This window comes from Enterococcus sp. DIV0901a, assembly GCF_051711525.1.
Classification (GTDB): Bacteria; Bacillota; Bacilli; order Lactobacillales; family Enterococcaceae; genus Enterococcus_B; species Enterococcus_B faecium.
The window spans coordinates 1,315,046-1,332,833 of the sequence record NZ_JBIOMW010000001.1 but is presented as its reverse complement, the minus strand read 5'-3'; the positions used below and the strand labels follow the sequence as shown (position 1 = coordinate 1,332,833).

19 protein-coding genes are annotated in these 17,788 nt (G+C 37.7%); 3 read left to right on the top strand and 16 right to left on the bottom strand.

Annotated elements, in window-relative coordinates:
* Positions 1-73 precede the first annotated feature (73 nt).
* The 5 genes from IGL70_RS06390 to IGL70_RS06370 all read right to left on the bottom strand — a co-directional run bounded on the left by IGL70_RS06390 (position 74) and on the right by IGL70_RS06370 (position 3,490).
* Positions 74-466: a DUF4430 domain-containing protein gene (locus tag IGL70_RS06390; protein WP_002302017.1), complete on the bottom strand. Its 393-nt coding sequence runs from the start codon at positions 464-466 to the stop codon at positions 74-76.
* Entirely contained in the window at positions 447-965 is a 519-nt protein-coding gene (locus tag IGL70_RS06385; protein ID WP_002295904.1) for a membrane protein, read from the bottom strand. Before IGL70_RS06385 ends, IGL70_RS06390 begins: the two co-directional genes overlap by 20 nt.
* A 147-nt stretch (positions 966-1,112) precedes the next feature.
* A complete protein-coding gene (locus IGL70_RS06380; RefSeq protein ID WP_002295905.1) occupies positions 1,113-2,186 on the bottom strand; it encodes a hypothetical protein in 1,074 nt (357 codons plus the stop codon).
* Positions 2,179-3,096 carry a coiled-coil domain-containing protein gene (locus IGL70_RS06375; RefSeq protein WP_002298438.1) on the bottom strand — a complete coding sequence of 306 codons (918 nt, stop codon included), beginning with the start codon at positions 3,094-3,096 and terminating at the stop codon, positions 2,179-2,181. The genes IGL70_RS06380 and IGL70_RS06375 overlap by 8 nt, the downstream gene beginning before the upstream one ends.
* Before the next feature lie 202 nt (positions 3,097-3,298).
* Positions 3,299-3,490: a hypothetical protein gene (locus IGL70_RS06370; protein WP_002295907.1), complete on the bottom strand. Its 192-nt coding sequence runs from the start codon at positions 3,488-3,490 to the stop codon at positions 3,299-3,301.
* 158 nt (positions 3,491-3,648) lie between these two features.
* Here IGL70_RS06370 and IGL70_RS06365 point away from each other — a divergent pair, with 158 nt between their 5' ends.
* From IGL70_RS06365 to IGL70_RS06355, 3 genes are all read left to right on the top strand, one after another.
* Positions 3,649-5,157, top strand: coding sequence for a DUF1846 domain-containing protein (locus tag IGL70_RS06365; RefSeq protein ID WP_002295908.1), 1,509 nt, complete (start codon positions 3,649-3,651; stop codon positions 5,155-5,157).
* 234 nt (positions 5,158-5,391) lie between these two features.
* Entirely contained in the window at positions 5,392-6,573 is a 1,182-nt protein-coding gene (locus IGL70_RS06360; protein ID WP_002295909.1) for a NupC/NupG family nucleoside CNT transporter, read from the top strand.
* An 88-nt stretch (positions 6,574-6,661) separates the two neighbouring features.
* On the top strand, positions 6,662-7,210 hold the full coding sequence (locus IGL70_RS06355; RefSeq protein ID WP_104873682.1) for a guanylate kinase: 549 nt from the start codon (positions 6,662-6,664) through the stop codon (positions 7,208-7,210).
* 239 nt (positions 7,211-7,449) lie between these two features.
* Here IGL70_RS06355 and IGL70_RS06350 read toward each other — a convergent pair whose 3' ends face one another.
* From IGL70_RS06350 to IGL70_RS06300, 11 genes are all read right to left on the bottom strand, one after another.
* Positions 7,450-7,962 (bottom strand): GNAT family N-acetyltransferase, encoded by a 513-nt coding sequence (locus tag IGL70_RS06350; RefSeq protein ID WP_104873681.1) that lies wholly within the window; start codon positions 7,960-7,962, stop codon positions 7,450-7,452.
* Between the two features lie 43 nt (positions 7,963-8,005).
* Complete coding sequence (locus IGL70_RS06345) at positions 8,006-8,962, bottom strand: sce7725 family protein (protein WP_002295913.1); 957 nt, start codon at positions 8,960-8,962, stop codon at positions 8,006-8,008.
* A gap of 5 nt (positions 8,963-8,967) precedes the next feature.
* A complete protein-coding gene (locus IGL70_RS06340; protein ID WP_002298443.1) occupies positions 8,968-9,657 on the bottom strand; it encodes a hypothetical protein in 690 nt (229 codons plus the stop codon).
* A gap of 125 nt (positions 9,658-9,782) precedes the next feature.
* Complete coding sequence (locus IGL70_RS06335) at positions 9,783-10,442, bottom strand: amino acid ABC transporter permease (RefSeq protein WP_002321153.1); 660 nt, start codon at positions 10,440-10,442, stop codon at positions 9,783-9,785.
* Positions 10,442-11,278, bottom strand: a complete 837-nt coding sequence (locus IGL70_RS06330; protein ID WP_002298445.1) for a transporter substrate-binding domain-containing protein — start codon at positions 11,276-11,278, stop codon at positions 10,442-10,444. Before IGL70_RS06330 ends, IGL70_RS06335 begins: the two co-directional genes overlap by 1 nt.
* A gap of 20 nt (positions 11,279-11,298) precedes the next feature.
* Positions 11,299-12,750, bottom strand: coding sequence for an amidase (locus IGL70_RS06325; RefSeq protein WP_047929393.1), 1,452 nt, complete (start codon positions 12,748-12,750; stop codon positions 11,299-11,301).
* Positions 12,751-12,884: 134 nt separating this feature from the next.
* Positions 12,885-13,829 carry a dihydroorotate oxidase gene (locus tag IGL70_RS06320; protein WP_002295918.1) on the bottom strand — a complete coding sequence of 315 codons (945 nt, stop codon included), beginning with the start codon at positions 13,827-13,829 and terminating at the stop codon, positions 12,885-12,887.
* Between the two features lie 83 nt (positions 13,830-13,912).
* Positions 13,913-14,560: a PepSY domain-containing protein gene (locus tag IGL70_RS06315; RefSeq protein ID WP_002295919.1), complete on the bottom strand. Its 648-nt coding sequence runs from the start codon at positions 14,558-14,560 to the stop codon at positions 13,913-13,915.
* Between the two features lie 229 nt (positions 14,561-14,789).
* The gene (locus IGL70_RS06310) at positions 14,790-15,956 is read right to left on the bottom strand and encodes an SAM-dependent methyltransferase (protein WP_002324076.1); all 1,167 of its coding nucleotides are present in this window, start codon (positions 15,954-15,956) and stop codon (positions 14,790-14,792) included.
* Positions 15,957-16,106: 150 nt separating this feature from the next.
* A complete protein-coding gene (locus IGL70_RS06305; protein ID WP_047929392.1) occupies positions 16,107-16,922 on the bottom strand; it encodes a maltodextrose utilization protein MalA in 816 nt (271 codons plus the stop codon).
* Positions 16,923-16,934: 12 nt separating this feature from the next.
* The gene (locus tag IGL70_RS06300; RefSeq protein ID WP_002288156.1) at positions 16,935-17,786 is read right to left on the bottom strand and encodes a sugar ABC transporter permease; all 852 of its coding nucleotides are present in this window, start codon (positions 17,784-17,786) and stop codon (positions 16,935-16,937) included.
* Positions 17,787-17,788 lie beyond the last annotated feature (2 nt).

Below are 17,788 nucleotides of genomic sequence, written 5' to 3'. Positions count from 1 at the left end.
TATTTTCCTTCTTTCATCAACTGAACTCACTGAATTATGGCAATATTCGCCCTTTAACAGTTTTTTATGAAACTTATAGTTTAGACAAATTGAAAATGACCGATTGTCCATCATTCAATTTGATCTCTTTGGCACCAGTAGTAGCACTTTTCCCGTCCACAGTAAACATCCAATAGAGTTGATTTTTCTCATCCTGTGAGTGCCCTTCAAGCGAAGTGATGAAGCCGTTATCTTCTTCGACTTCAAAATTTCGTTTCAAAATACTCAGTAAATCATCGCCTTTTTTGAAGACCACTTCTTTTTCCGAAAAGTTTTGACCATTTTCTTGTAACGTGATTGTTGCTTTTTGCGATGTTTTTACTTCCTCCTTTTGGTTGGAAGCCAATTGTGTATAGGTTGTACTGCAACTTGTCAAAATGAGTATACTGACACTCATTGCAAGCAAACTATAAATTATTTTTTTCATTTTTTCCTCCTGAATGATTGTAAAAACGTTTGACGACTGGCAGAAAAACAAGAAAGAACACAACATTGCCTATACTGTGCATCAAATCAAACGACACCCCTTGAAGGTAATAGATCCAAGGTTGAGGCAAACGATATAACAGCGTATCAAAAACGGTCATACCTATTCCGTAAACCATGCCCGCCAGAAAAAAACAGACTCCCTTTAACCATAGATTCCTTTGCACTGTTTTTCTCAAGCAGACGATTGAAAACAAACTCAGAACAACAGTATAGCTGATCCATTGGCCGATGACCCATGGTCCAACACCAAAATAAAAACTGCTGATTGCAATAGAAAGACTCATGACAATTAACGCATCTTTTAAGCTTAAGTAAAGTACTATAAATAAAAAAATAGCAGTCATTGGCTGGAAATTCGGAATAAATTGAAAAGCGATCCTACCTGCTACACAAGCAGCAGACAATAAGCTAAGCTGTGCTATTTTATTTGTGGACATTCCTAATGAAATCCCTCCTTCATCAGCAAGTTATTCACGTCCATTTAGTACATACAGAAAAGACTTGTGACAATTATTCTGGATAACTGCCGCAAGTCCTTTGGAACAGAATTATCTGAATGACATCTGGTAATCCAACTTATCCAATCAGGACTTTCTCACCATTAACGGGACCAAGAATTCGTAATTGATAAAGAAATCAATGACAGATCGTGGGTAGTCTCCAGATGAGATCGACAAGACTGTTTGATCTTTTTCGTTTGTTGTTATCGTTAAAGACTGTCCTTTATCTAATCGTACTTGATAAGTAGTTTCGTTGATCTTTTCCATATCGTAGGATGGATTTTTCATTGCCACGATAAAAATATCATCCAATACTTCATTCGTCAATTCAAATTCGCTCTGAAGATTCAAACGAAGTGGCTTCGTATTGTCTAGTAATGTCTGATTAACGGTAAAACCAAGTGTTCTTGCATGGGCTAATAATTGATTCAATTTGTGATTGAATATCGTGATCTGCCCTGCAGAGAATACTCGATCCACTGACCAGTGTCGGATCAAAGAAAGCACCCGGTCATCTTGGACATTGATTTCCATTGTCTCTGGTGATACGTTTAGGAGACTCATCGATTCCACTTGGTATCGTTGATCGATGGTCGGTAATACAAAGGAAAAGACTAATTCGTTTTGTCCATTCAACGTATAATTGATCGAAAAATGTCTTGTTTTCCATGTGTCATAAGCTGAATTTGACCGTTCCAGACCAATATCATTCAACGGTTTCAGTAATTCATACGTGAAGTATTCGATCAGGCTTGTCTTTCCGATCGTGGAGATTGGTTCTTCATTCAATATAAAACGATCATATGATTCTAATAATTGTGGAAAATCTGATTCGATCAAATCTTTTCTCATACGTAAATCCGCTAATTCTGCTTCCGCTGTTTCAATCAAACTGACGATATCTTGATGATCTTGCTCTTTTCCTTCTAAATACCCGGGATTTTCAGTTATTTCGTAAGCATGGGTGTTTTCTGCAGTATTCGTATTCGTCGGAGTTACTTTTTCTTTTTCGTGTATTTTTGTTTCCTCTAGCATAGGGATTTCTTCTGTGTCATCCAGAGGATTACTTGTTTGTTCTTCCAATGAAGTGTTCGTTTCTTCATGATCTTCTGTTTGTTCTTCATTTTTTGTCCATTCTGCTTCATCGTGTTCATTCATACTCGGAACCTCCTTCATTAGATTGATTATTAGGATTCTCATTGCCAAGATAATTCATCAAGAATTCATGGATTGCTTGACCGAATCCCTCTTTGCTACCGAAATAGCGTCTGATTTGCCTTTGTTCTTTTTCTACGATGGCTGCACGAAGCTGGTCCGCTCTTGCTTCTTGCTTCAATGCTTCTTTTTGCTGCTGGATTGTTTCAGGCGTCTCAATATAAGGAAGCCAGCCTAATTTTTCATTAGATAGTACTTGCTTCTTCTTCTCTAATTCTTGAATTTCTTCCTCGATTTTTTTACGATTCAAGAATCCTTTATTGTCGTTCAAATCAGTCATTTGTCGATTGATTTCTTTTATTTGTTCATCTAAACGTTCAATTTCTGTCTGAGCAGTGATCACCTTTGCGTCTAGCTCATTGATTTTTTTGTCATAGTCCGTTGACTCCGGTTGGGAATATTTCTCCCACTCTTCATCGATCTTAGGCAAAACAAAAATTTCTGGCAGACTTGCATCAATACCGACCGTGGGCCGATCATGGTAATAAGTGCCGATTTTGTAATAGCTCATCGTTGGCGAGATGCTTTCTACTTGTTCCATAAAAGGAAATTCCTGTAAAAAACGATCATGGATCTTACGCATCAGCAATTGATCGATCTCGTGATTTTCATTTGAGCTTCTTTTTAATTCTTCATTCAATCGGCCATTGTATAAACGGTAGATCTCAGGGATATCTTCTTCGCGGACAGCTTTTTCAAAAGCCTGTAAGTCTTCTAATAATTGGGAAAGATTCATGCTTGCTTTTTCTTTGATATCGTAAAAAGAAGACGATTCTTGTCCTGTATCCTGATCCGCGTTCGTCTCCTCTAGTTCGTCTGGCTCATAATTTGCATTTGTATCTGGCTCTTTCATACTACTTGCCTCCTCTTACTCATCTGTTTTTCACTTATTAATACTTCAATAGTACCATTTTCTGTAAAAAATTGTTATAAAAAAGAGCGGGCAATGCTCCATAAAACAGGCTGCACCAAAATTTGGTACAGCCTTTTTTTCGATCAACTAGTCTTTCCATCTGATAGGACAGAATCGAATCCAATGACCTTTATCTTATTTTTTATTTACTAGGCAGATCTCTTGTTGTGAAATGAATGCGCTGATGCTCATCACGAGTTAGCTGCGTTTCTTCGTTTAGATAAGTAAACGTCAATTGTTCCAATTCGGGATCTTCAAGCATTCTTTCATAACCGGTAAAAATCGAACGGATATAGTGTTTATATGCGTTTTTCTTTTTCTGTCTTTTTTTCATGTAGCACCTTCCTTATCAAAAACTATCATACCAATGAATAACTATCTAGACAAGTTGGTTTAAACCATTTTCTTTGTTTTTTTGAGGAATTTCGCTCTTCCAGTTGACGAATTCTCAAAAAAATGAAAAAATGCTTTAGTACTTAAGGAGGGAACCTAGTGAAAAAAATTGGTTTTGATTCAGAAAAATATATTGAAGAGCAGTCAGCGTATATTTTGGAACGAGTGAACCACTATGACAAATTATATTTAGAATTTGGTGGGAAGCTAGTTGACGACAAGCATGCGAAACGTGTACTTCCAGGATTTGAAGAAGATGCGAAAATCAAATTGCTGCAAAAATTGAAAGATCAAGCTGAAATACTGATTTGCGTCTATGCTGGAGATATTGAACGTAATAAGATCCGTGGTGATTATGGGATTACTTATGATATGGATATCTTGCGGTTAATCGATGAATTACGTGGTTATGGCTTATTAATCAACAGTGTTGTTATCACTCGCTACAGTGGACAGCCTGCCACGAAAGTCTTTATCAATAAACTAGAAAGACGAAACATCAAGGTCTATAAACACTCAGAAATCGAAGACTATCCAGTCAACGTAGAAAAAATCGTCTCAGAAGATGGTTTTGGAAAAAATGAGTATATTGAAACAACTAAACCAATCGTTGTAGTGACAGCTCCTGGCCCAGGAAGTGGAAAGCTCGCTACTTGCTTGAACCAACTGTATCATGAAAGCCAAAAAGGACATGCAGCTGGTTACTCCAAGTTCGAAACTTTCCCAGTATGGAATGTTCCGTTGAAACATCCGCTGAACATTGCTTATGAAGCAGCCACAGTCGATCTAAAAGATGTCAATATGATCGATTCCTTCCACTTTGATGCCTACAATAAAGTAGCTGTGAACTATAATCGGGATGTTGAGACATTTCCTGTAATCAAACGTATTATTGAAAAAATTACTGGTAAAGAATCTGTTTATCAATCTCCTACTGACATGGGTGTGAATCGTGTAGGATTTGGGATCGTGGATGATACCGTTGTCCAAGAAGCCTCTAAACAAGAAATCATCCGTCGTTATTTCCAAACAGAATGCGACTTCAAAAAAGGATTGATCGACGAAGAAGCAGTTAATCGAATCAAATTGATTATGGAAGAAGTCGGTTTACGTCCTGAAGACCGAAACGTGGTAGTCCCTGCCCATGACTATGCAGATAAGATTCAAGCGCAAAGTCCTACAAAAGATCCTTCTGCTGTGATTGCAATCGAATTACCAGATGAAGTCATCATTACCGGGCGTACAAGTTCATTGATGGATGCGTCAGCGGCAGTTATCTTAAATGCAGTAAAACATTTAGCCCATATCGCAGATGACATTCCTTTATTGTCACCATTAGTTCTTGAAACAATACAAGGATTGAAATCAAAGACACTTCATTCCTCTTTGGATGCACTAAGCATCAATGAAGTCTTGATCGCTTTATCAATCAGTGCAGTAACGAATCCAATCGCTCAAGTTGCTTATGATAAACTAGCTGAACTTGAGGGAGCCCAAGCCCACTCTACTGTGATGGTCAATAAAAATGATGAACAAACATTGAAAAAACTAGGAATCGATATTACCTGCGCACCTGTCTACCCTTCCGAAAATCTATATTACCAATAGAAAAAGTTTACTTATAAATGTTGAAAACGAAACTATTAGCTTAATCAATAGTTTCGTTTTTTATAGACTTTACTAAGACGTTACACTTTTTGAACCTTTTATTTTGTTCGCTTTATTTTCTAATGGAAAATGAATGCGTTTCACTCTAAAAAAGTAATGAAAATTTCACTAAAGATTAGTATTTTATTTGCAAAACAGGTAAAATAAAACGGAATTTGGAATAGGAGTGATTATTTGAGTTATTTATTAGGTATTATTGGTTTATTTGTCACATTAGGGCTTGCTTTTTTGATCAGCAGTAATAAAAAAGCAATCAAATTGAAACCACTAATTGTGATGTTCGTTTTACAGCTTGTTCTTGGTTTCGTATTATTACGTACAACTTTTGGTACAGCGGTTGTTTCTGTATTGGCAAAAATGTTTGATCACCTTCTTGCTTTTGCTGGGCAAGGTGTTGACTTTGTTTTTGCCGGTGTAGCAAATAAAGGAAGTGCACCTTTCTTTCTTTCCGTATTGATGCCAATCGTATTTATTTCTGCTATTATCGGTATTCTACGCTATATCAAGATTCTTCCATTATTTATGAAAGCTGTTGGTCTAGGATTAAGTAAAATCAACGGGATGGGCAAATTGGAATCTTATAATGGAGTAGCTTCTGCTATTTTAGGACAATCGGAAGTTTTTATTTCCATAAAAAAGGAATTACCCTTCCTATCTGAGAAACGTTTGTTCACCATGAGTGTATCGGCTATGTCTACAGTTTCTATGTCGATCGTCGGATCTTATATGGCACTGATCGATTCTAAATATGTGATCACTGCCCTTGTTTTGAACTTATTTGGCGGTTATATTCTGGCTTCAATTGTAAATCCCTATGTATTAGAAGAAAAAGAAGATGAGCTGATCATTGAAGAAAACAAAGAACAGACATTTTTCCAAATGTTGGGAGAATACATTCTTGATGGTTTCCATGTGGCGATCACGGTTGCTGCTATGCTTATCGGTTTTGTTGCTTTGATTGCCATGATCAATGCTATCTTTCACGGGATATTCGGCATCACTTTCCAAGAGATCCTAGGTTACATCTTTGCCCCTCTTGCCTTCATCAGCGGAATCCCATGGAAAGAAGCAGTGGATGCCGGTAGTATCATGGCGACTAAACTGGTTACAAATGAATTTGTTGCTATGACAGAATTAGCAAATGGTAATTTCCATTTTACTGAGCGTACAACAGCAATTATATCTGTCTTCCTCGTTTCATTTGCCAACTTCTCTTCTATCGGGATCATTTCTGGTGCGATGAAGGGATTAAATGAAGAAAAAGGAAATCTTGTCGCAAAACACGGATTGAAAATTTTGCTAACAGCGACTTTAGTCAGCTTTTTAAGTGCTATTGTGACCGGCTTGCTGGTATAATATACAAAAAAGCAAAGTTGCTTTTAAAAGCTTTGGAAATATTTTCCAAAGCTTTTTCACTTGTTCAATCATCAAAGGAGAAATGACAATGAATTATTGCTATGTATTTATCGGTCCTTCTGGTTCTGGAAAAACTTCACTCGCAGAAGCTATTTTTCAGCCGGAACAAAAGATCATTACTTACACGAATCGATCAGCAAGACCTGGGGAAAAAGATCAAGAGGATTATTATTTTGTTTCTGACAATACATTCAATCAGATGATCAAGGGAAATGAATTTGCAGAGTGGGACCAATATGCTCAACATAAATATGGTTCCAGTAAAGCAGAAATTAAAAAGAAACTGACAGTAGGAAATTGTTACGCCGTTTTGACAGCAAATGGTTTTTGGCATTTATATGAGTATTTCGGGACGGTAGTCCGTCCTATCTTTATTACGATCTCTAAAGAAACATTGCAATCGCGCCTGAAAAAACGTGGAGATTCATCTGAACAGATTTCAGCCAGACTGGCGGTTTATGTAGAAGATTTAGCACAGTTGAAACGTTTGAAAGCTATCCCCTCACTTTTAGTCGTGTCAAACGATGGAGCGTTCCAAGAAGCTGCAGATAAAATAAAAAAAGGATTATTGATATAAATGTATCGAATAATACTCGTAGGATAAGCCGAGAGGTCGTGACAAAAGCTATGTCACGACCTCTCGATGAAGGGAGTTTCAGAAAGCAGCTTTTTCGTAAAATACGCTAAAATTCCACAAAAATTTGAGAAGCATTTTCGGAAATTCTTTCTTGTTTTTTGAAGCTGGCCACTTCTGTTACAACCTCTTGGCTATCATATGATTGTTTTTTTCAGTAGTGTTAATGTCTTTATCTTTGCTCAGATGATTATTATTTGATATGCTTTTCTTTCGCCGTGTTCAAAAGGAAATTCAATCATCCCTTGATAAGTGAATCCAGCAGAATAGATGGTCTTTTCCATCGGTTCATTAGCTGGATAAGTATCGATACGGATATCTTGGATATTTTTGCTGGCTGCAATCGTCAACAAATGTTCTAAGAACGGTTTTGCTAGTTTTTTTCCTCGAGTACTTTCTGCTAAAGCGACACGATGAATCGATAAATAAGGACCAGTTGATTCTTTCCAACTACCATCTATTTTTGTGTAAACGGGATCCACGCCTGAGACTAATGCAGCTGTTCCAGCAATTTGATCTTCCACTATTAATACATAGCTTTCTTTTCTTTCAATATCGTTCAAAATCGTTTCTTTTGTTGGTTTCTGCCCGTTTTGCCATTGAGGAGAGCCTTGCGAAGCAATGAAATCCGCTGCGGCATTAATGATTTCTACCACTTCTTCTACTTCTTCTTTCCTTGTTTGCCGAATATACATCCAGTTTCCTCTTTTCTATTCCTTTTTCATTTACATTATCTAATCATTGGATCACTTCATATAGTTCCTGAACTTTTGAATAATATTTAAGCCAATCTTTTGGATGATCTAGCAGGTGACTAATAAGTTCCAAATGATGCATAAGTGACCACTTTTTCAACACTCCCAGTCCAGGGAATTTTTGTTGCTGGTAAAGAGCCAATAATTCAATCATTCCTGAAGTAATCAAGAGTTGATGATGGTGACGCATGATCCATTTTTTCATTTTATCTCCTGCTTCAAGAAACTTCAATGCTTGGTCTTTAGCAGAGTCGTTACTGTCAGAGACAAAATGTTTCACGCGTATATTGCCGTAAGCATCAATATACGTTAGATGGATAGCAAGCGCTCGGCTAGGGAACCCTTTATCGAAATAACGGCTACCTTCGATCGTGAAATCAGAAAATCCAATATATCCGTCTGCGTGGAAAAAAAGATAGTCATCACTAAAAAAGTCATCTGTTTTATCTGCATAACTTTCAACATGCTTTCTCGTTTGAAAAGAGTCACGGATCACAATTTTGTTTTCGGGCAGCCAGATGCGAAAGCGACTAGTATCTGGTATCAAAAATTTCGAATCAACTCCTGCCAGCTGTTTCCACACCTCTGTATCTTTTGGGTAGTGCTGTCCATCGAAAACAAGAAACGCTGGAGGTGAATCCAGTACTTCACTGAGATTTTCTGGCGTTAAGATCTGTGCAGGGACGACAGAGCTATTTTCTTTGACTGTCCAACTGTGCACATGCTGATCGAATAATTTGAATTGTCCTACTTGGGGATTTTGGATCACAGCGATTGGATGGTGCTTTTTTTGAAATAATTCGATCACATTTTTAAGCGTAGCGGAATCACGTACTGGTTCGATCACTGGTTGGATTTTATTGGAGAGCAATCCTCGCGACAGTGCTTCTTTTAATGCTAATAGATCAAATTGTTTTCCTCTTAAATAAGGATAGTACATATTTTTCACTCCAATGGCTCTGTAGGCAACCGACGGATCTGCTGTTGTTGCCTCAAATATTCATAATCATGCTGAAGCGCGATAACTTCTTCTTGCAACTCATTGATTGCCTGACTAGCTATTTCCTCTAAAAACCGTTCATAATATCGTTCGTTAGAAAATGGATCTTGATTTTCTGAACGTCTTTTCAATTCTTTGTACAATTGATCTGTTGGAAAATATTTTACGCCTCGCTCCATTTGCTTTGCTTTTCTTACTTCCCTGAATAAAGAAGCCATGAAGCGGTTTGTCAAAGCTTCTTCCGGTACAGCAAGCTCTTTCTTTGCTGCTTTTTTCGCAATCAGAAATGTACCAGAGGCAGGCATCTCCTCTTCAACCGTGTACGGACGATACACTAAAACACCTATTCCTGTAGGGATTTCAGTTTTTACTTCTTCATATAGTTTACTTGGTAAAACAAAATAATTATAATGTCCAACAAATGACAGTTTGGCTGTAGAGCGAAAATCTGCTTTTGTCACTTTCAGCTCATAGCATCGCCATTCTCGGCTTCCATCAAATTTTGTCAAGCAGCTAAGCGTATCTACAATTCCTTGGTCATCAGGCATCGTGACTTCTTCTACAACCAAGCCGCCTTGCTCGATGCAATATTGGTATAACGAGGATTCTATTTCGATGGTTAGCGGGGTCTTCATGTTTTCTACCTCCGAACATATTTTCGATTTACATTTTACATGAAATGGTTTTAAAATACTAGGCAGAATATACAAGAAACAAAAAATAGAAATGGTGCCAGCCACGCTAGCACCATTTCTATTTTTCAGATTGACTGATGGATAGAACGTTTTTCTAAATACTGTTGCACTTTTTCGATCCCGATACAAATGACCCAATAAATCAGTGCAACTAAAATATAGAGAGAAAAATAATCGAATGTCCGACCGCCTATGATCTTTGCTTTTTGAAATATTTCTGGCACTGTGATTGTTGCTGCTAACGAAGTACCTTTCACTAGATCCATAGCTACGTTACTGAGTGCCGGTACCGAGATTCGAAAAGCTTGCGGCAAAACGATATATTTCAATACCCCAAAGAAAGAAAAACCAGAAGCTAAACCAGCGTCCCACTGACCTGAAGAAACGCCTGCTAGTGATCCTCGATAGATTTCACCAATAAATGCACTGCTGGTAATCGTAAAGCAGATGACTGAAGCCGTTAAGGCACTTAATTGATAAGGTAACCCGAAATATAACAGAAACAGCAGGACTAGTGCGGGAATGCCTCTAAAGAACGATAAATAAAAACGAATAAATACATTCAGAGGCAGCCAATCCAAAAGACCTAAAACTGTCAAAAGCAACCCTACCAAATTTCCTAAAAGAAACGACACGAAGCCAATCCCTAATGTGTATACCAAGCCTTGCAGTACGAAAGGAAGCGAAGTCCACATGAGGGAAAAATCAATTAGAGGAAAGTACATCACTCACTCACCGACTCAGCCATCGTTTCTTTCGGTTTGACTGAAACATCAGTTTGAAAATATTTTTCAGATATTTTCTTTGTCGTCCCATCTTCTTTCATCTCTTTTAATACGCCATCGATTTTCTTTTTCAGAGCATCATTTCCTTCTTTCAATAAAAAACCACTTTCGTTTTCATTGAAATAAACGTTCTCCAGTATTTTTACAGGGATATCTGGTAAAGCAGATACAGCCATTTTCTGCAGATAATAATCATTTAGAATAACATCTGTTCGACCATTTGCTACATCGCTTAAATACTGATCATTCGTGGCATTGTCATATGTGACTAATTTAGCTCCGTGTTTTTCCGCTAAACGCATATAGCTAGTATTGGGTTCGCCAGCTGCTTTTTTCCCTTTAAGATCTTCAAGTGAGTGGATTCCTGAATCATCTTTTTTTCGTACGATCATACTGTCAAATGAATATTTGAAAGGCTCTGAAAGGGAGAATTTTTTTTCTCTTTCTTTTGTGATACCAAAATCGTTCGCAGCAAAATCTGATTCTCCTTTTGAAACAGAAGTGATTTGTCCATCCACGTTGTATTCTTTAAAGGAGATTTTGACATTTAACCGTTTAGCCACCTCTTTTGCCAAATCTACGTCATAACCAACTAATTCATTTTGATCATTATAATAAGATGCGGGAAACAGTGTGCCAGAAGTCGCTACTACTAATTCTTTCTTTTTTTCTACATTACTCCAGCTGTTATCTTCCTGATTAGCGGCAGCTGTACCGCAAGCGCTTAAAATAAAAAAGGCACTAGTTATTAGAGCAAACAATCTTTTTTTCTTCATTCTTCTTCTCCTTGTTTCTGCTATTTCCATGGATTTGGTAAATGGAACTGATGATTTGCTTCAAATAGATAGCCGATTTGAAATAGCAAATCTTCTCTTCCTCTGGCAGCCATAAATTGGATTCCTAGAGGCATGTTTTCTTTTGTCAAATGAGTAGGCAAGCTGATTGCTGGTTGTCCAGTCAGATTAGCCAACTGTGTATAAGGTGTGATCTTCAAGCTCTCCTCAAACATGGAAGAAACAACGTCTAAAGCTTCTACTTCAGAACAATCACTGATGTGTTCCATCTGTGCTCTTATCGCATCACTTTGCAAATCTTCGCTGATTTTAGGGGCGGTAAATGCAGTCGTTGGTGAAAGGAATAGATCGTATTCTTGATGTAGGTTTTCCATGACAATTGCTGCTTCATCCCATACATGCAGAGAATCGATGTAAGTAGCGGCAGAGAGCTTCTGACCATATTGGAACAAAGTCCAAGAAATGGGTTCAAGTTCTTCTTTTCTGACAGCTCGCTGGATGCCTGTTTCAATCGAGCGGATCATTGCTGCTGTTTCTGCGCCATTCATCTGATAATAAGACGTGATCAGTTTACGACCATCTAGTGGGTAAGGAATCTCTGTCAAATCATGCCCTTCTTTTTCAAGGAAATCTACAGCTTTTTTTACAGCAAGTACTGCCTCTTCACTAATCTGTGAATGGATCGGTGAATCAACACAAAAAGCTATCTTCAACCGTTTTTTTCTTGGATGTGTTTGCCACTCAACTGGTGATACTTGATATGGCGCACCGGAATGGATACTTCTCATCCCATAAAATAAAGCCTCCGTGTCTCTCATAGAAACTGTCAAGCCGAAATCAATAGCAGCTCCTTGCCATCCTCTCCAAGCATATGGACCAACTGGCATCGTCCCTCGTGAAGGTTTCAGCCCAATCAATCCGCAAAACGAAGCGGGTATTCTAATAGAACCACCGCCATCACTAGCACCAGCTAAAGGAACGATTCCTGATGAAACTGCAGCAGCAGCTCCTCCACTTGATCCGCCCGGTGTACATTCAAGGTTCCAAGGGTTTCTTGCTGGGCCATAGATGACTGGGTCTGTAATATTTTTGAAACCAAACTCTGGCGCATTGGTTTGTCCAAAAGGAACTAGACCTATCGCTTCTGCTTGCCGCACATAATTAGATGTATGAGAAGCTCGGTGTGTTTCAAATAAACGAGATCCTGAAGTAGCTAGCCATCCCTTTTTTTCTTGACCGAGCATTTTTAAAGGAAATGGGATACCAGCCAATGGCCCTTTTTCTGACTGGGGAATCAATAGCTCGTGGGAATTACTCTCGAATGGTTCAAGCGCGACAAACGCATTCAATTCATGATTTTGCTTCTTTATTTTTTTCTGTATATCCGTAACTAGTTCTTGAAAACTAAATTCTTTTTCTTTAAGCTCTTTTGCTAATTCTGTTGCATCATTCATATTATCCTCCTTTTTGCCTCTGTTATTTTCCCACAAGTTCGTCTAACATACAATGAGTACGCTTGCACAGGAATGAACAGACGAGTGTTTTTTATAAAAAAAGACGAAGATCAATCATGACCTTCGTCTCTTTGCTATGAAATGGTGCGTAATTTGCCTTTAAATTCGTCAATTGACGTATATCCTTTTTCTGACATAATCTGCGTTAATTCTTTTATGATTCTAGAAAAAATTTCCGGCCCTTCTTTATGAAGCTCGGTACCAATCTGTAACATGCTTGCGCCACATAGCAGATGTTCAAATGCATCTTGTCCTGTCCGAATCCCACCTGTACCAATGATTTGGATTTCTGGTTTCAAACGTGTATAAAAAGCGCGAACATTTGCCAAAGCAGTCGGCTTGATATACTCTCCGCCAATGCCGCCGAACCCTTCTTTTGGTTTGATGACTACTGCTTCTTGTTCTGTATCGATATACAAACCATTGCCCACACTGTTGATAGCATTGACATAGGTCAATGGAAACTGATTCAAGATATCAGCCATCTGATCAAAATGAGCAAAATCAAAATAAGGAGGCAATTTGATTCCTAGAGGCTTAGAAAAGATACTGAATACTTCTTTCAGTGTTTCATAAGTGGCCTCAAAATCGTAAGCTAGTTGTGGTTTTCCAGGCACATTGGGACAAGATAAATTTAATTCAGTGATCCCATTAAACCCACTTTTTTCTATTTTCTCAAGCATTTCCAAGTTTTCCTGGACACTCATCCCGGCAATGGAAAAAAATAACGGTTGATTTTGGTTTTCCTGCACTTTTTCATACGCAAGAGCATACTCTAGATAATAAGAAAAACCTAGGTTTGGAAGTCCCATAGAATTGATACTCCCTAAAGGAACATCAAAATAGCGTGGTTCGGGATTTCCTTTTCGTTCATTGATCGTACAGCTCTTAGTGATAAATGCTCCTGCTTCTGAATGAGCCAGTTCATCTAATTCCTGGGTAGTCATGCAGTGGACACCAGATGCATTCATCAAAGGATTGGCAAAGATATGATTGGCAAAGGTCGTTTCTAAACTCAAGTAAATCGCTCCTTCAAACAAGTTATTTTATCTAGTGTATCATGACTAAAAGAAAAATCAACTCTTGTTTTCCGAAGAAATTCTTAATCATCTTGTTCAGTTGACAGTACTTCGCCTGTTTGGCTATTGATCTTGACTGATGTACTTTGATTGCCGTCTTTTACTTTGACTTCCCAATAAGTAGTACCTAAATCTTTATCCAAATCCCAATCTGTTGCCGTACCGCTTCCTACTTTGTCGACGGCGATTTTTGCTGCTTCCTCAATCGTGATCAATTTATCAACATCCAGACCATCTTCTTTTTTCTTTTGACCATTTTGTTCATCTCGATCTAGAGTTTCTGGATTCTCTGTCTCCATTTTTTCATTTTGAGCATCAATTCTTGCTTCGTATTCTTTTTGATCATCGACACCTTCTATCTTGTAGAAGTAAGATCCCCAATCACTATCTAATTCCAAACTAGTAATTGCAGTATCTGGGTATTTATCTTGGAACAATTCGATCGCACGAGCTGCAGACACTTTGATATCTGACTGAGTACTTGCTTCACTAGAACTTTTTGTCTGGCTAGACGAAGATGTGCTTGCTTTTGTTGAGGAGTCCGATACCTGTGAAGAGCGCTGTTCGCTACTGGAAGACGTATTCCCAGATGTGCCTTGATTGGTATTTGATTGACAAGCAGCTAAAAACAAAGCTGCAAATAAACTAGTATAAATAACAGTTTTTTTCATTGATTCGATCCCCTTTGTTATAAAATAGTATTCTATTACAAGTATAACGAAGAAAAAATTTTCTGTCATGTTTAAAAATTAAAGAACCAAATTTTTATTATGAAAATATAAAGAAAAAGAAACTAAGCTTTAGAGACAATCCTAGAAGTTAGACAAAAAAGTTCACTTCTGGAGCATCATAAAACTTAGCTTCTTTTTAAATAGTCTTTAAACAGTACTTTTGCCTCAATTATGCACGATGCATTGGGATGTCATTGTTTCCAGGTTGAACAAGCAAATATTGAATCACATCGATATTACTTGATTCAAATGAAGCTGCACAAGCTTGTAAATATAGATCCCACATTCGATAGAAGGAATCACCCATTTCTTTCGTGACTTGATCTTGGACTTGATGAAAATTCTTTGTCCAATGTTCTAATGTCAATTGGTAGTCACGACGTAAGCTTTCCAAATCAATCAGTTGCAAATCGTTTTTTGTAATATTATCAACTAATTCAGTAACACCAGGGACATAACCGCCAGGGAAAATATATTTATTGATCCAAGCATTTGTCGCACCGCCTTGTTGTCGGCTGATTCCATGGATCAAAGCTGTTCCTTTTGGTTTCAATAAATCTTTTACCACTTTGAAATAACCTTCAAGATTTTCAGAACCTACATGTTCGAACATACCTACACTTGTGATATGATCAAACGTTTCGCCTTTTAGTTCGCGGTAATCCATTAATAATACACGGCATTTATCTTCTAAATGTTCTTCTTTTATTCTTTTGGTAATCAAATCGTATTGTTCTTCACTTAGTGTGATCCCAGTTGCCTTGACATTATACTCTTTGGCAGCAGTGAACATCAATGTTCCCCAGCCACAACCGATATCAAGCAACGTTTCGCCTTCTTTGATAAAGAGTTTGTCTAAGATATGATGGACTTTATTGATTTGTGCTTGTTCCAACGTATCTTCAGGTGTGTTGAAATAAGCACAAGAATAAGTCAAAGTTGGATCTAGCCAAAGTTTATAAAAGTCGTTACCTAAGTCATAATGCGCATGGATATCTTCTTTGTTTTTTTGTTTCGTATGTTTTTCTTTCTTTGGCAGCCATTTTAGATAATCTTTTCCTCGTAAAAAGCTGTTTGCTTGCTGATAAGCATCGTTGATTAATGCTTGGATACTTCCCTCGATCTCGATTCGATGATCCATATAGGCTTCTCCTAGTGCCAAAGAAGCGTTACTTGTAATCTCTTTCATTGGGATTTCTTCATGGATATTGATTTTGATTTGGGGAGGAGTGTCCGTATCTCCGTATTGTTTCGTTGTACCGTCCCAATAATTTACTTCGACAGGGAGCGAGAAAGAACGTGAAAATAATTGATTGTATAAAGTTTTCTCTAACATGATTTTCCTCCTTAAAAAAACTACCCTATTACGTTAATACTAAAAAAGAAAAGAATCAACTAAGAAGTTTAATTTTTTCAGAAATTTTTCAAAAACTACTTTATTTTTCATTTTTTTCACATTCATTGTCGCATAAATCGTTTAAACTTGTCATTCGACACGCTTATCTTTGAATCTTGTTTTGACAAAAACCCATAAAAGCAGCAAGACAGTTATCGTTGTTTGGACACTTAGCATCAAGATAAAGTCAAAGTGGATAAACCCTACAACTGCTGCTGCCATGGAACCTATTCCCATAACATTCAGCATCAAATTTGCACTCTCTTTGAATGTATGAATGGATGAAAGTTGGCTTTTTCTTGTCATCCACAAGAAAAAGGAAGCCCCGAATAAAATGAGACTCGTCATGACAAGTAGGACAAGACCAAGACTTAAACTATAAGATAAAATGATTGTTGGACGATTACTGGCATAAAATTCTCTTTCTAAAAATCGTTGGAAATCTTCGGGCGTACGTACAGAATCTGGTTGGAAAGATGGGCTATAATTCATCGTATAGCGGCGTATACCAGATTTATCCTTTTGTTGGATCACCCATTGTTCCTTCTCAAAATCAATAAAAGTTCCATGATCGGATTGTTGTTTCTCAGATAAAGACACACCTACCAAAATTTCAGGGGTCACAGCTATCGTTTGTTGCGATGATTGTAACCCAGTTTCAGATAATTCAAGTTCAGAAAATTTTTTGGTTCCTTGTTCATCGATCAGCGAATGAACGGATAGAAATTGTTCTAATGGAATCGCTTGGATCTGATTGGCATAAAAAAGAGTCACAGGCATAACCATCAAGGAAACTAAAAATACAAATATCAAGAAAAATTTAGGCCATGATAATAGTTTGCGTCCCGCAAACACTTGAGTTGGCGTACGTAATGCGGAAAAATAGTTTAACGGAAATGTTTGCATGATACTCTGCTCCTATCCTTTTGTTCCGCCAGATGTCAGGCCGGTAACAAAGTTCTTTTGTAAAAAGAAGAATAATAGACAAATCGGTAGTGCAATCAAAATTGCCCCAGCAGCAAAAAGAGAGACTCTTTGGTTTGTCACATCAGAAATAAATGTTTGTAAGCCGACAGCAACAGTCTGATTTTCAGGTGTACGAAGCAGGAACTTAGCTAACATGAAATCCCCAAAAGGTCCCATAAAAGCCCATAATGCTTGAACGGCGAGCATCGGTTTGACAAGCGGTAATACAATCTGGAAAAAAATCCTGAAATGCCCTGCCCCATCAAGTTTAGCAGATTCATCTAAATCTATTGGTACTGTGTCAAAGTATCCTTTCATCAGCCAAGTATTCATTGGAATCCCACCGCCTATATAGATCATCGTCAAGAACCAGTACTTATCTAGCGCCTCTAATAGGAAAGCCATGACATAAAAGGCAGTCAATGCTGCCATAGTCGGTACCATCTGAATCACTAAAAAGAACATCAAACTTGATTTGCGGCCGATAAAACGATAACGGCTATACGTATAGCCAGCTAAAGTTACTACAGTTACTTGTACGATCATCGTTAGGACAGAGATGATTAACGTATTTTTATACCAAGTCCCGTAAAGTGTTTCACTGAATAGCCGAGTAAAGTTTCCTAAAGTCCAGTCACTTGAAAGATCTAAACTAAAAGCTGCAATATTTCCTGACTTGAAGGCAGTACTTGCTGTGATCAAAAGCGGATAGATGATAATGACTGACAGTATTAAAAGAAAAAAGTAAGTAAAAAAGTGAGAAAGTCGTTTTTGGAATCGAGCACTCGAATGAAATTTTTTCATTG

Excerpts from the sequence above, each read along its gene's own strand:
- IGL70_RS06350 (WP_104873681.1), bottom strand. The coding sequence starts at position 7,962 with ATGTATATTCGGCAAACAAGGAAAGAAGAAGTAGAAGAAGTGGTAGAA.
- IGL70_RS06390 (WP_002302017.1), bottom strand. The coding sequence starts at position 466 with ATGAAAAAAATAATTTATAGTTTGCTTGCAATGAGTGTCAGTATACTC.
- IGL70_RS06345 (WP_002295913.1), bottom strand. The coding sequence starts at position 8,962 with ATGTACTATCCTTATTTAAGAGGAAAACAATTTGATCTATTAGCATTA.
- IGL70_RS06355 (WP_104873682.1), top strand. The coding sequence starts at position 6,662 with ATGAATTATTGCTATGTATTTATCGGTCCTTCTGGTTCTGGAAAAACT.
- IGL70_RS06315 (WP_002295919.1), bottom strand. The coding sequence starts at position 14,560 with ATGAAAAAAACTGTTATTTATACTAGTTTATTTGCAGCTTTGTTTTTA.
- IGL70_RS06340 (WP_002298443.1), bottom strand. The coding sequence starts at position 9,657 with ATGAAGACCCCGCTAACCATCGAAATAGAATCCTCGTTATACCAATAT.
- IGL70_RS06325 (WP_047929393.1), bottom strand. The coding sequence starts at position 12,750 with ATGAATGATGCAACAGAATTAGCAAAAGAGCTTAAAGAAAAAGAATTT.
- IGL70_RS06300 (WP_002288156.1), bottom strand. The coding sequence starts at position 17,786 with ATGAAAAAATTTCATTCGAGTGCTCGATTCCAAAAACGACTTTCTCAC.
- IGL70_RS06310 (WP_002324076.1), bottom strand. The coding sequence starts at position 15,956 with ATGTTAGAGAAAACTTTATACAATCAATTATTTTCACGTTCTTTCTCG.
- IGL70_RS06335 (WP_002321153.1), bottom strand. The coding sequence starts at position 10,442 with ATGTACTTTCCTCTAATTGATTTTTCCCTCATGTGGACTTCGCTTCCT.
- IGL70_RS06380 (WP_002295905.1), bottom strand. The coding sequence starts at position 2,186 with ATGAATGAACACGATGAAGCAGAATGGACAAAAAATGAAGAACAAACA.
- IGL70_RS06370 (WP_002295907.1), bottom strand. The coding sequence starts at position 3,490 with ATGAAAAAAAGACAGAAAAAGAAAAACGCATATAAACACTATATCCGT.
- IGL70_RS06305 (WP_047929392.1), bottom strand. The coding sequence starts at position 16,922 with ATGCAAACATTTCCGTTAAACTATTTTTCCGCATTACGTACGCCAACT.
- IGL70_RS06330 (WP_002298445.1), bottom strand. The coding sequence starts at position 11,278 with ATGAAGAAAAAAAGATTGTTTGCTCTAATAACTAGTGCCTTTTTTATT.
- IGL70_RS06385 (WP_002295904.1), bottom strand. The coding sequence starts at position 965 with ATGTCCACAAATAAAATAGCACAGCTTAGCTTATTGTCTGCTGCTTGT.
- IGL70_RS06375 (WP_002298438.1), bottom strand. The coding sequence starts at position 3,096 with ATGAAAGAGCCAGATACAAATGCAAATTATGAGCCAGACGAACTAGAG.